General features: G+C 65.3%; 9 protein-coding genes and 1 pseudogene. 7 read left to right on the top strand and 3 right to left on the bottom strand.

The window, feature by feature from the left end:
* Nucleotides 1-55 precede the first annotated feature (55 nt).
* Both dnaG and C481_RS05115 read right to left on the bottom strand, forming a co-directional pair.
* Nucleotides 56-1,534, bottom strand: a complete 1,479-nt coding sequence (gene dnaG / locus C481_RS05120; RefSeq protein WP_006108053.1) for a DNA primase DnaG — start codon at nt 1,532-1,534, stop codon at nt 56-58.
* Nucleotides 1,535-1,758: 224 nt separating this feature from the next.
* Nucleotides 1,759-2,772: a helix-turn-helix domain-containing protein gene (locus tag C481_RS05115; protein WP_006108052.1), complete on the bottom strand. Its 1,014-nt coding sequence runs from the start codon at nt 2,770-2,772 to the stop codon at nt 1,759-1,761.
* Between the two features lie 175 nt (nt 2,773-2,947).
* Between C481_RS05115 and C481_RS05110 the strand changes: the two genes are divergently transcribed.
* From C481_RS05110 to C481_RS05095, 4 genes are all read left to right on the top strand, one after another.
* On the top strand, nt 2,948-3,247 hold the full coding sequence (locus tag C481_RS05110) for a DUF3311 domain-containing protein (RefSeq protein WP_006108051.1): 300 nt from the start codon (nt 2,948-2,950) through the stop codon (nt 3,245-3,247).
* Nucleotides 3,244-4,728 (top strand): sodium:solute symporter family protein, encoded by a 1,485-nt coding sequence (locus tag C481_RS05105; protein ID WP_006108049.1) that lies wholly within the window; start codon nt 3,244-3,246, stop codon nt 4,726-4,728. The genes C481_RS05110 and C481_RS05105 overlap by 4 nt, the downstream gene beginning before the upstream one ends.
* A gap of 44 nt (nt 4,729-4,772) precedes the next feature.
* Nucleotides 4,773-5,474 (top strand): hypothetical protein, encoded by a 702-nt coding sequence (locus C481_RS05100; protein ID WP_006108047.1) that lies wholly within the window; start codon nt 4,773-4,775, stop codon nt 5,472-5,474.
* 102 nt (nt 5,475-5,576) lie between these two features.
* Complete coding sequence (locus tag C481_RS05095; RefSeq protein WP_006108045.1) at nt 5,577-6,485, top strand: HFX_2341 family transcriptional regulator; 909 nt, start codon at nt 5,577-5,579, stop codon at nt 6,483-6,485.
* A gap of 25 nt (nt 6,486-6,510) precedes the next feature.
* Here C481_RS05095 and C481_RS05090 read toward each other — a convergent pair whose 3' ends face one another.
* Nucleotides 6,511-9,162, bottom strand: coding sequence for an efflux RND transporter permease subunit (locus tag C481_RS05090; RefSeq protein ID WP_049904452.1), 2,652 nt, complete (start codon nt 9,160-9,162; stop codon nt 6,511-6,513).
* A gap of 92 nt (nt 9,163-9,254) precedes the next feature.
* Here C481_RS05090 and C481_RS05085 point away from each other — a divergent pair, with 92 nt between their 5' ends.
* From C481_RS05085 to C481_RS05075, 3 genes and pseudogenes are all read left to right on the top strand, one after another.
* Complete coding sequence (locus C481_RS05085) at nt 9,255-9,992, top strand: hypothetical protein (protein WP_006108043.1); 738 nt, start codon at nt 9,255-9,257, stop codon at nt 9,990-9,992.
* 153 nt (nt 9,993-10,145) lie between these two features.
* Nucleotides 10,146-12,917 (top strand): valine--tRNA ligase, encoded by a 2,772-nt coding sequence (locus C481_RS05080; protein ID WP_006108041.1) that lies wholly within the window; start codon nt 10,146-10,148, stop codon nt 12,915-12,917.
* A gap of 167 nt (nt 12,918-13,084) precedes the next feature.
* Nucleotides 13,085-13,309, top strand: a pseudogene (locus C481_RS05075) (hypothetical protein); the annotation flags it as partial.

Here is a 13,309-nt window from a genome sequence, read left to right as displayed (position 1 = left end):
CGTTCGTCTCCGATAGAATGGAACGTACGCAACCCAAAGAGCCGCCACCGAGATCCTACTCCGGCGGTTCGGACGCGACGTCTTCGATCGCGTGAATCCGTACGCTCGTCGGTCGCTTCGTAAACTGCCCCAGCGACCGCGCGATAATCCGATCGACACCTCGATCGGCCGCCAGATCGAGTACCTGCTGACTGAGGATCCCATCTAACACGACCGTCGTCGGGACCGACTCGAGTTCCTCGAGTTCGTCTCCCACTGAACTCGCGTCCGTTTCCGCGATGGTCTCGTTCTCGGCATCGAGAAACCGAACGCGGTCGGTGTCCGAGCGGATAATCGCCGTTGCGTGTTCGTATACCGTTTCGAGCGACCGGTCGTCGGCCGTCGCAGAGTCGGGCTGGCGGGTGTGTACGTTCGGGGTGGGCGGGGACGCTGTGTCGGCGTTGCCGTGCGTTTCGGCATCGTCCTCGGCCGTCGAGGAGTCGGTAGCCGTTGTGGGTTCAGCGAGTGCGTTCTCGGTTGTGTTCTGGGCACCGGTGTCCGCCTTTGCGGACGAGGGAGTTCCAGATGCGCGGGGAGTGTCTTCGGGGGTGGCGGTGGATGCAGTATTAGTACCGCGGGGGGATTCGACGGGAGACTCGCCGTTGAGACCGGGGCCAGTATCGGATCCGGGGGCGGGAGCGGGACTCGTACTGCCGTCGGTTGCGGCGATGGCTTCTCGGGGTTCGTTGAGCCCTGAAACGGTATCATACGGGACCTTGTTCCGGAGGGCGGCGAACAGTTGGTGGTGGTCGAGTTCTTCGACGGAGGTGCCCGAGGGGGCGAATGCGACGTAGTCGACGTCGCCGACCTGCGAGAGTTCTTCGAGGATGAGGTCGCCGCCGCGGTCGCCGTCGAGGAACGCGGTGACGGTGCGGTGAGTTGTGAGGTCGGCGATGGGGTCGGGGACGTTCGTGCCTTCGACGGCGATGGCGTTTTTGACGCCGTACTTGAGCAAGGTAAGGACGTCAGAACGGCCTTCGACGATAATGATGGCGTCGCTGTCGGTGACACGTGGACCGGCGGGGAAGCCTTCGTATTCGGTGATGTCTTCGACGCGGACGTGTTGGCGCACCTCGGTTAGGATTTCTTCGGAGGACATGACGGAGTCGTCGAAGCCGGTCCGGAGCAGTTCCTTCGCGCGGTTGACGACTTCCTTGCGTTTGGCTGCCCGTACGTCTTCGATTTCGCTGACGTCGAGGGTTGCCCGGCAGGGGCCGACGCGAGTGATCGTTTCGAGCGAGGCGGCGAGCGTCGCGGTTTCGACTTTGTCCAGACTCGTCGCGATGGTGACGTTGCCGTGGGATTGGCCCTGCGTGCTCGTGATTTCAACGTCGATACGGCCGACTTTCTGCGATTGGCGGAGATCGCGCAGATCGAGTTCGTCGCCGAGCAGGCCTTCGGTCTGCCCGAAGATAGCGCCGACGACGTCGCTGCGCTCGACGACCCCGTCAGCCGTGACGTCCGCGTGAATGAGGTATTTCGAGGTGTCTTCCATGGGAGATCTGCCCCAGCGTGGGGCGCGGTGACGCGAGAGACGCGTACAGAGACCGGTTTACTGAATAATTGGTTCGTGAGCGGCAAATAGCTGTTGACATGCGAAACTGCTGTTCGATCGGTTGGGGATCGACCGACGTGTCGGCGATCAACACACATAAATATGAATAAACTGAGGGGTTGTGTGCGGAATCGGCAGAGGGGCGATCATTCCGAGCCGTCCGGTCAGCGGACGGGGCGGGGGGAGAACCAGTACCAGTAGGCCGTGACGGCGAGCAAGACGGTGAGTCCGCCGAGGAAAAAGAGCAGTCCCGGCGGCATGTTCGTCAGAAGGGGGTCCATAACGTCGGTTGCGAACCCCTGCACGTGATCGACGATATCGGTCGCGAAGTCTTGAACGTGAGCGATGACCCCGTCGCCGCCTCCGGTGTCGCCGTGGGACGCGCCCGGATCGGACGCGTCGGCGCCGGTGGCGTTGTGCGAGTCGTTCGGAGTGACGTCGGTACCGGTACCGCCGTCGCCCGCGTCGGTCGTTTCGTTCGAACCGGTAGTTCCGTTTGAATGATCGCCGTCGGTCCCCGCGATCTCAACGTCCGCATCGTCGGCGCCGCTACTGTTCGAATCAGTTTCGACGCCGGTATCCGCATCACCGTTCGTCGACTCCGCCTGATATCCATCCCCGCTACCACTTCCCTGTTCGCCGGCCTCCCGATCCGACCCCGTCGAATCGCCCTGATTCGAGGGCCCCGAATCGTCCGAACTCCAAAACGGTGCCGACTGGCCGCCGGGTGACGATGCTCCGGCCCATCGAGCCACGCCGTACTGAACGAGTAGGCTTCCGCCGGCGAGCGCGCCGACTCCGCCGACAAGGCGCGAGAGAGCCGTTTTGAGCCGCGAACCGGTCGACTCGTCGCTCGTCACGATCAACGGCCCGTCGGTCGTGGCGTAGACGCTCATCTCGTTGCCGCGCGAGGAGTACCACGTGTCGACTACCTCGACGAGACCGGCATCCTCTAAGTTCTCGAGGTGGTAGCGAACGTTCTGGATCGACGAATCGATCGCTTCGGCGATATCACTCGGCGTTCCAGGCTCTCCATCGAGACAGGAATAGATTTGGCGGGCCGTCGTCGAAGACAGCGCGCTGAACACCGCGTCAGCGTCTTCGCCCTCGAGGTCGACGATTCGGGGTTGCCCGTCCTGGGCGGGTGTCTCGCTCCGGCGTGGAAACAGACGGGCCATATCGGTTGTATTCTCATTCTCTCGCCGACACATATACCCCTTTTCCTACGTGAAAGAGGGATTTTACCTACGAGAAAACGCAAGAGGGAACCGGCCTACCGTATCGAAGACCATCTGTCTTCAATACCGGCTGTCGAAGGAAAGTTATTACTCGGTGAGGCTGCGACCAGCGGGTATGGGATCTCTCGAACTCGTCGGCTGGATCACGGTCGGCATCGTCCTCTGTGCGCTCGCAATTCCGTGGTTCCTGTGGGGGAACAGCACCGTCGTCGCCGGCTTACCCGTGTGGCTCTGGTGGCACGTCGGCTGGATGGGACTCGCGTCGGTCGTCTTCCGGCAGTTCGCCCGCCGTGCGTGGGGACTCGGTATCGGCATCGAACCCGGACCGTATCCGGGTCCGGACTCAAAACAGAAATCGAAACCAAAACCGACCGGCGCTGAACTCGAATCTGAACGGCGGGGGGAGTCACCGTGACGCTGTCGGCACAACTCGGGATCATCGTCGGCTATCTCGTGCTGGCGCTGCTGATCGGACTCAGCGCGTACCGACTGACGGATCGAACCGCAGCAGACTTCTACCTCGCGAGCCGAACGCTCGGAACGGTCGTTCTCCTCTCTACGACCTTCGCCACGCTACTCTCGGCGTTTACGTTCTTCGCCGGCCCGAACATCGCCTACCACGAAGGACCGGAGTGGATACTGGTCATGGGGCTGATGGACGGCATCATCTTTGCCATTCTCTGGTACGTCATCGGCTACAAACAGTGGCTCCTCGGCCAGCAGTACGACTACGTTACGCTGGGCGAGATGCTCGGCGACCGATTCGGCTCCGGACTGCTTCGAGGCCTTATCGCGGCCGTCAGTCTGCTCTGGCTCTTTCCGTACGTCATGCTGCAACAAGTCGGTGCCGGCACGGCCCTGGAAACGCTGACAGACGGCGCGATACCGTACTGGGCTGGCGCAGGGCTGATTACGGCGTTTATGATCCTCTACGTCGTCCTCGCCGGTATGCGCGGGATCGCCTGGACCGACACCTTGCAGGGTGCGTTCATGCTCGTCGTCACCTGGGTCGCGATGCTCTGGCTCTTGACCGCCATCGGCGGACCGACCAGCGCCACAGCGGCACTCGAAACGGAGGCGGCCGCCCACGTCGCGCTCGGAAGCGATCACTACACGCCCCAATGGATGCTTTCGAGGGCGCTCGTGATCGGCTTCGGCGTCGCCATGTTCCCGCAGGTCAACCAGCGCTTTTTCGCCGCCGGGTCGCGGACCGTTCTGAAACGATCGTTCGCGCTCTGGCCGATTCTCTGCGTGCTCCTGTTCGTTCCCTCGTTCATGATCGGCGCATGGGCGCACGGCCTCGACGTGACGGTTCCGGCCGACGGGAACGTCCTCCCTATCGTTCTCACCGAGTTCACCCCAGGCTGGTTCGCCGCGCTGGTCATCGCCGGCGCGATGGCCGCGATGATGTCGTCCTCGGACTCGATGTTGCTGTCCGGCTCGTCGTACTTCACGCGGGACCTCTACCGCCCGCTCGCCGAGTTCAGCTCGCGCGACGTGTCCGAGCGCCGCGAGGATCTGCTCGCCCGCGTCGGCGTCGTCGTCTTCGCGACGGCGGCGTTCCTCGTCAGCCTCGTGAACCCGGCGACGCTGTTCGAACTCGGCGACGCGGCCTTTAGCGGCTTCGCCCAGCTCGCACTGCCGGTGCTGGCCGCGCTCTACTGGCGGCGGACGACGCGAGCGGGGATCGGCGCCGGAATCCTTCTCAGCCAGACGTTCTACCTGCTGAGTCACTTTACGACGGTCGTTCCCGGCACGTACGCGGGGTGGACGGCCGGCGTCGTCGGTATGGCACTCGGCCTGGGCGCGACCGTCGGGGTGTCGCTAGTGACGACGCCGGCGGCGGCCGAACGGCGCGCGCTGTACTTCGACGGGAACGAGACCGGCGCGGAGTGACGAGAGCGACACACCGAAAGGACCCACCCCCGTATCCACGGGCGATGCCAACCGATCTCCCTGCAGCCCTTGCCGAAAGCTGGCGACCGCTCGGCACCCGAACCGGACAGACCACCGTCCTGGTGGCGTCGATCACCGCCGAGACGACGCTGTACGAGCCGGCTGAAACGACGCCCGCCGCCTCGCTCGGTCCGAGCGACATCCCGCTCCGATCGCTGTTCGCCGTCGATCTGTCGATCTCCCCGTCGCTGTCGACCGTCGGCATCGCACCCGACGCCGCGCTCTCGAAAGCCGCGCCGAAGGCGAAAGCGCAGTTCGTCGAGACCCTCACGGACGAGGGACTCACGGTCGACGGCACCCGGGATACGCTCGAGTTCGAGGGCCCGAACGGGAAGGCGGGCCGCTGGTACGTCCTCGACGTGGCCTATCCGATCCCCGCCTCGGCGAGCGATCAGGGCGACCGGGAACGCGGTGACGGGGGCGAAACCGAAATCGAGTCCGAGAGCGCGGACAACGCGACGGACGGAACCAGACTCACACACCTCGACGCCGAAGCCAACGTCGCCGTCTGGCCGACCGAAACGAGCTACGGCGTCGCCGGCGGCATCCTCCCGCTCGAATCGATCACCGTCGCAAGCGGGACCGTCGAGACCGCTCCCGAACGCGACCGCGAGACGATTTCCGAACTCGTTCGGACCGTCGAGTTCAGCCGGGGCGAAGGCACCGAAGAACACACCGACGACTAGTCCGATGTGGATAGCCCTGTCGCACTAGCGTGATTCCGTCGCACCAGTGTGGCTCCGCCGGACACCAATACTGTTAGGGGCGAACCCGCCCAAGTCGAGGCCATGCAAACCCACATCGTCCCGGTCGGCTTCGACTACGACCGGCTGATCGCCCCGCTCGTCCGCGATCAGATCGACGTCGACAGCGTCATCCTTCTCGAGGGAGCCGTCGGCAGCGAGGCCAACGTCGAGTACTCCCGGCACCTCTCGGAGAAACTCGAAACCGACTTTCGGAGCCTTCTGGGGGCCGAAACCGAGCGATTCGTGCTCGAAGACGTCTACGACTACGACGAAGCCTTCGAACAGGCCTACAACCGCATCACCGCCGAACTCGACCGCGGCAACGAGGTCTGGGTCAACGTCGCCGCGATGCCCCGGACCGTGAGCTTCGCCTTCGCGACCGCCGCGAACTCGCTGATGGTCGAACGGGAGGACGACCGCGAGCAGATCCACACCTACTACACCGCCCCCGAGAAGTACCTCGAAACCGAACTCGCCGAGGAACTGCGCGAGCAGATCGACCTCCTCGAAACGATCGATGCCGAGGGCGACGCCACCGACCTCGGTGCAGACCGGCTTACAACCCGTCTCGAAAGCGCCCGTGCGCTCCTCTCGGAGTTCGACGAGCGCGGCACGACGATCGGCGCGAAGGAGATCGATGGCAGCCACATCGTCGAACTTCCCGTCACCTCCTTTTCGAACGTCAAACCGTTCGAGGAACTGATCCTCTACAAACTCGGCGAAGACGGCGAGTTCGACTCCGTCTCCGAACTCGCGGAGTCGCTGGCCCGCGAGTTAAACGAGGAGTACACCGATAGCTTCCGCTCGAAGGTCATCTACAACGTCGACCGACTCGGGCCGGGCGGCAAGGGGTACATCGAGCGCGAGGAACACGGCAAGTCCTATCGGACGCGCCTCTCCCGGATCGGCGAACTGTGGGTGCGGGCCCACTCCGACGACGGCTCCCGGTAGCGGTCGGGTCGATTTCCGCTCGCAGTCACGGCGCTCGACCGAGCAGTCGTTCCCGGAGCGCGAGCAGACACGGAAGCACGGTGAGACAGGCGACGAACGCGAAGACGATGCTCAGCCCCGTCACCAGTCCGAACCGTTGCAGCGAGGGGGCAAGCGCCAGCGCGAGGACGCCAAAGCCCGCCGCCGTCGTCGCCGCGCTCCCCAGCAGCGCCCCGCCGGTGCCGGTGATCGTCGCTGTCAGGGCGTCCTCGAGCGACTTCCGTTCATTTCGCTCCGCGACGAACCGCTCACCGACGTGGATGCTGTAGTCGACGCCGAGCCCAATCGCGAGGGTCGTGATGACCGCCGTCTCGCTGTTGAACGGGAGGTCGAGCAGCGCCATCGTCCCGAGCAGCCACGCGAGCGCGGCGACGACGGGTGCCAGCGTCACTGCGCCCAGCGAGAGCGACCGGTGGCGGATCCAGTAGAACGCCGTCAGGAAGACCAGAATGACCGCCAGCGTGATGACGAAGGCCTCGACGAGCGTCTCGAGCAGCGCATCCTGAACGACCGCCGTGATCACCGGCCCGCCAGTTGCGACGGCCGACACTGACGGCGCGTCGTCGACCATCGCGGCGATATCGCGGCTGTCGTCGGCGATCGACTGCGCGGGAGCGTCGCCCTGGACGCTCACGAGCAGGCGGGCCGACGAGTACGAGTCGGCCCCGCCGTCTGCGGTCCCGGTCGCGTTTTCGACGCCGTCGGCCCGATAGAGCACCTCGCCCGCGCGGTCTGGCGCGACGTCGAACAGGACGTCGTAGAAGCCAGCGACGTCCTCGTCGGGAAGGTCGTCGCCGTCCGTATCGCGCTCCTCGAGGGCGGCCGCGACGGTCTCGTTGTCGTCGGAAACCTCGCGGATCACCGTCGACGGTCCCTCGATGGCGGCCTCGCCGTCCGGCCGGAGAACGATCGCGTCGTCCTCGGAGACGCCGCTACCGGCTTCGGCCATCGCGGCGAGCGCGTCGGGATCGGTGACGTCTCCGCGTATCAGAATCTGACTCTGACTCCCCTCGCCGCGCTCGGCGAAGTTCTCGCCGAGGTACGCGGCGTCGTCGCTGATCGTGTACGTATCGGGCGCCAGCGGCTCCGGCAGGGACTTGGCCCAGTCGGGCGCGTCCTCGGGGAGGAAATCCGCCTGGTTGAATTCGGTGTCGATCCCCGTCGCGCCGTAGGCGCCGGCGCCGGCCAGCAGGAGGGCGACGAGGACGACCGCGAGCGACGCCCGACGCGGAACCGCGGCTACCCGCGAGAGGACCCGATTGGAGAGGCCCGTCTTCGATCCGAACGGCCGCTTCGCTCGATTTCGGCCGAACCGGGACTCGAGCAGTTCGTCGACCTCGACCTTCAACGCCGGAACGAGGACGGCAAAGGCGACGAACGTCGCGAGAATGCCGCTCGCGCTGAGTACCGCGAAGTCCCGGACCGCTCCAAGCGGGCTGACGACGTTCGAGAGGAAGCCGACGCCCGTCGAAACCGTGGCGGCCCCGAGCGCGAGCGAGACGCCGGCGAGGCCGACCGTCATGCCGGCTCGCGATCCGACCGCGCCACCCGCTGCGGTCCCACTTGCCGGCCGTTCCGACGTCTCGCCCCCTTCGATGACACCGGCTCTGGCCTCCCGATACCGCATGACGACGTGGAGCGCGTAGTCGATGCTCAGCCCGATCAGCAGGAACGGGACGGCGATCAGCAGCTGGCTGAAGGGAATCTCGAGCCAGCCCTGTACGCCGGCGAGCCACGCCATGACGACGCCGATCCCGACGAGAGCAAGCAGGATGTCGACGACGTCCCGGTAGGTGAACGCGAGGACGCCCAGCACGAGGACGAGCGCAACGGGCGTGATGATCACGAAGCTGTCCCCGACGGCGTTCGACGACGCGTCGTCGGTGACGCCCTCACCGAAGAGGAAGGCGTCCTCGAAGCGCTCGTCGACCTGCTCGGCGATCTCGACCTGCGCGTCGTAAGCCGCCCGTGGCTCCTCATCCGGGCCGCCGTCGTCGACCTGGAAGAGGAGCGTGATGCGAGCATCCGCGTCGGTCGCGCCCGGTTCGTAGTCGGTCGGAAGGAACTCGTAGGGGTCCGCTTCCTCCGAGCCCGCCGACTGCCCCTGCCGGCCCGCGTCGCGCTCGGGATCGAGCGCGTCCGCGAGCAGCGCCTCGACTTCCTCGTCCGAGCGCGACTCGAGGGCCGTGAGTTGCTCCTCGAGCGTTGGCTCGCTCGTATCGGGCGGGCCGTCCGCCTCGGCGGCCCGGTCCTCGAAGACCGCGGCCGTCCCAATGACGTTCTCGAGACCGACGAACCCCTGCTCCTCGAGCGTCGCGTTCAGCTCCTCGTCCTCGCGAACGTCCTGCTGGAGTCGCAGTCCCTCGAGCAGCGAGTCGCGGGTGAGGGCGTCGCCGCCCTCGTCGCGGACCACGAGTTGGGCGACGACGGCGTCGTCGGTGCCGTAGGTCGACTCGATCTCCTTGAGTGCCCCGTTTTCCTCGGAGTCGGTCTCGAACTGGCCGATCCCGCCGTCTCCGGGGTCACCGATCGCCGCGCCGGCGGCGACGACGGCGGTCAGGAGGAACACGAGCACGACGACGAGTCGACCGTTCGAGACGATCCAGTCCGCATATCTGTCGGCGATATCGCCGCTCATTCGTCGATCACGCTCATCGGTGTCAGCGGCTCGGACCGGACCGCTGATAATGATTCGGATGAAAATCGATGTTGTATAATCCATTTCCAATTATGAACACCGACATCGACCGCGACCGCGGCGTCTTGAGCCCCGCGGACCGCGCCTACCTGCTTGGCGAACGGGAGATGAGCCACGACCAGTCGAAGCGAAACGCCGAGGCCCGGATCCGACGCCGGATTCGCGCCGCGGTGCTCGACTTCGACCTATTCTTGCACACACTGGCCGAGAAGGATCGGCGGCAGGTGTTCGAGGGGGTGGCGACCGACGGGGCGCTCCGAGACGGCCTCCGGGCGATGCTCGCGTTCGCCTACCTCGGCCTCGAGGAGTCAGGAGCCACCTTCGAGACCGTCCTCGAGCCGGCGGTCAGAAGCAGCGAGGAGTACCTCGCCGCCGAGAGCGGCGAACGGGTCTCGGTCGACGTCAGCTTCGACATCGAAACGACAGTCGAGAGTTCGCTGGCAGGCGTCGTCTCGCGGCTCGAGGCCGGCGAGCCGGTCACCCCACGGGAGCTATTCACCGTCGTCATGCAGGGCGACCACGATCCGACGAGCCACGACCGGATCGTGGTCGCCGACGCGGACGGTCGGGACGGGTCCGGCGGACTGCTCGAGCGGTTAGCCGGCTACCTGGAGGGCGATCTGCGGTACGTGACCGACTCGCGGGCGGTCGTCGACCTCGAGACGGCCGACGAGAGCGCGGATCGGGCGGCCGGGGAGGGGAGCGCGGACGGACGAAACGGAGACGAGCACGTGGCCGGCGACACCGAGGCGACACCCCCCGAGGAGTGATCGAGTGACGAAACACCTAACACCGTTCCCCCGAATACAGCCACGTATGTCCGTTATCGTCGCGGCCGCGGCCGACGCGGTCGCCGGCCCGCGAGAGGCGATTTTCGTAGGGGCCCCGTAGCCCCGCATCCCTGCCCCGTTTCGACGGATGTATTGTCGGCGACCAGTATTCACCGAGCAACGACCGGTTTCAGCAATGAGTACGCACACCTTCGACACCACGACGACGCACGGCCGACGCCCGGTTCGGGCGGTGAGAGCATGAGTATGGACGCACGGACGGACGAAGACGACGAGCCGTCGCTCGAGGGCGGCTACGACCCCGAAACGGTCGAATCACGCTGGCAAGACCGCTGGGTCGACGAGAAGATCTACGCCTACGAGAGCGACCCGAAACGCGATCCGAACACCGTCTACGCGATCGACACGCCGCCGCCGACGGTCTCCGGCAGTCTACACATGGGCCACCTCTACGGCTCGACGCTGCAGGACTTCGCCGCCCGATTCCAGCGGATGGCGGACGGCGACGTGCTGTTTCCCTTCGGCTACGACGACAACGGGATCGCGAGCGAGCGCCTGACCGAGAAAGAACTCGACATCCGCCACCAAGACTACGAGCGCCGCGAGTTCCAAGAACTCTGCCGCGAGGTCTGTACGGAGTACGAGGCCGAGTTCACCGAGAAGATGCAGGGACTCGGTTGCTCGATCGACTGGTCGAACACGTACAAGACGATCGAACCGCGCGTCCAGCGCATCTCCCAGTTGTCCTTCCTCGACCTCTACGAGAAGGAGCGGGAGTACCGCAAGAAAGCCCCCGCGATCTGGTGCCCGGAGTGTGAGACGGCGATTTCCCAGGTCGAGATGGAAGACGACGAGCGCCACTCGCACTTCAACGACATCGCGTTCGACGTCGTCGGTGACGGTGCGGACCGCGACGAGTTCATCATCTCCACGACGCGACCCGAACTCATTCCGGCCTGCGTCGCCGTCTTCGTCCACCCGGACGACGAGGACAATCAGGAACTCGTCGGCGAGACGGCTCGCGTGCCGATCTTCGGCCACGAGGTGCCGATCATCGAGGACGACCGCGTCGACATGGAGAAGGGAAGCGGCGTCGTCATGTGCTGTACCTTCGGCGACCAGAACGACATCGAGTGGTACCAGGCCCACGACCTGCCGCTTCGCGTCGCCATCGACGAGTCGGCGACGATGACCGACCTGGCGGGCGACTACGAGGGCCTCTCGACGGAAGAAGCGCGCGAGGCCATCGTCGAGGATTTAGACGACGACGGGTACCTGCGCGACCGCTGGGAGATCACCCACGCCGTCGGCGTCCACGAGCGCTGTGACACGCCCGTCGAGTTCCGCGTCTCCAAGCAGTGGTACGTCGAGATTCTGGATCACAAGGAGGAGTACCTGGAGGCCGGCCGGGAGATGGACTGGTACCCCGAGAAGATGTTCACCCGCTACAAGCACTGGATCGAGGGCTTGGAGTGGGACTGGCTCATCTCGCGCCAGCGCGACTCGGGGATTCCGTTCCCGGTCTGGTACTGCGCCGAGTGCGACCACGAGATCATGGCCGCGAAGGAAGATCTCCCGGTCGACCCGCTTTCCGACGAGCCGCCGGTCGACGCCTGTCCCGAATGCGGCCACGACGAGTTCGTCCCCGAGGACGACGTCTTCGACACGTGGGCGACCTCCTCGCTGACGCCGCTCATCAATGCCGGCTGGGACTGGGACGCCGACGCGGAGGCGCTCACGATGGACAAGCCGGAACTCTACCCGTTCGATCTACGCCCGCAAGGTCACGACATCATCTCGTTCTGGCTGTTCCACACGGTCGTTAAGTGCTACGAGCACACCGGCGAGGTGCCCTTCGACGCGACGATGATCAACGGCCACATCTTGGACGAAAACCGCGAAAAGATGTCCAAATCCAAAGGGAACATCGTCGCGCCCGACGAGGTCCTCGCGGAGTACCCGGTGGATGCCGTGCGCTTCTGGGCGGCGAGCGCCGCCGTCGGGGACGACTTTCCCTACCAAACACAGGACATCGTCGCGGGCGAAAAACTCCTTCGCAAGCTCTGGAACGCCTCGAAACTCGTCGACACGCTCGCGCCCACCGACCTGGAGGAGCCAGCTGAACTCGAGCCGATCGACCGCTGGCTGCTCGCCGAACTCGACGACGCGGTCGACGAACTCACCGCGCAGTTCGAGGACTACGAGTTCGCCAAGGCGCGCGACCGCCTGCGCACGTTCTTCTGGAACACCTTCTGCGATGACTACCTCGAGATCGCGAAGGGCCGCGAGGACAACCCCTCGACGCAGTACGCGCTGCGGACAGCCCACCGGACGTTCCTCGAACTCTGGGCACCGTTCCTGCCGCACGTGACGGAGGAGATCTGGCAAGCAGTCTATGCGGACGGGTCCGCAACGGACCTCGACAGCATCCACACCCGCGAGTGGCCCGCCCCGCAAGGCTACGAGGCCGACCTCACGGCCGGCGAAACCGCGATAGAGGTCATCGGTGCGCTCCGGCGCTACAAGAGCGAGCACCAGTTGCCGCTCAACGCCGACCTCGAATCCGTCGCCGTCTACGGCCCAATCGACGGCTTCGCGGACGCCATCCAGAACGTGATGCACGTCCGCGATCTCACGGTGCTCGAGGAGGAGCCCGAGGTCACCACGGAAGTCGCCTCGATCGACCTCGACTACTCGACGCTCGGCCCGAAGTTCGGCTCGAAGGTCGGCGACATCGACGCCGGCATCGAGAGCGGCGAGTACGAGATCGACCGCGACGCCGACGTGCTCCGCGTCGCCGGCGAAGAACTCGAGAGCGACCTGTTCGACGTTGAACTCGAGCGCACCTACTCCGGTGAGGGCGACATGATCGAGACCGAGTCGGCGGTCGTCATCGTCGACTAATCGGCGACGACGAACTCGCTGGCCTCGCTTCGCTTCGAGTACAGCACCGGAACCGACGGGAGATTTTCGATCCTGGCGCTGGCCGGAACCGGGCGCGAAACCGCGACAGTTAAATCGTTCTTTCAGTTATCCGTGTCCTCTTCAAGACGGGTTGCATTCGCGACACTATGCAACGAGTTACCCGCCGCCGCGTGCTCGGACTCGGCGCGGCGAGTCTCGGGGTCGTCGCCGGTTGTCTGGACGAAACGCCAGGGACAGCCTCCGCAGACGGACCGAACAGAACGGACGGGGGAGATGGAAACGGAAACGGAAACGGAAAGATGGACGGCGAGTTCCCTCCGTGTCCGGACTACGGCGACAGCGTCGACCGCGTCGTCTGTTACGACGACGTA

It is taken from the genome of Natrialba asiatica DSM 12278 (genome assembly GCF_000337555.1).
Taxonomy (GTDB): domain Archaea; phylum Halobacteriota; class Halobacteria; order Halobacteriales; family Natrialbaceae; genus Natrialba; species Natrialba asiatica.
The sequence above is the reverse complement of the archived record's forward strand: the minus strand, read 5'-3'. Positions and strand labels throughout refer to the sequence as shown.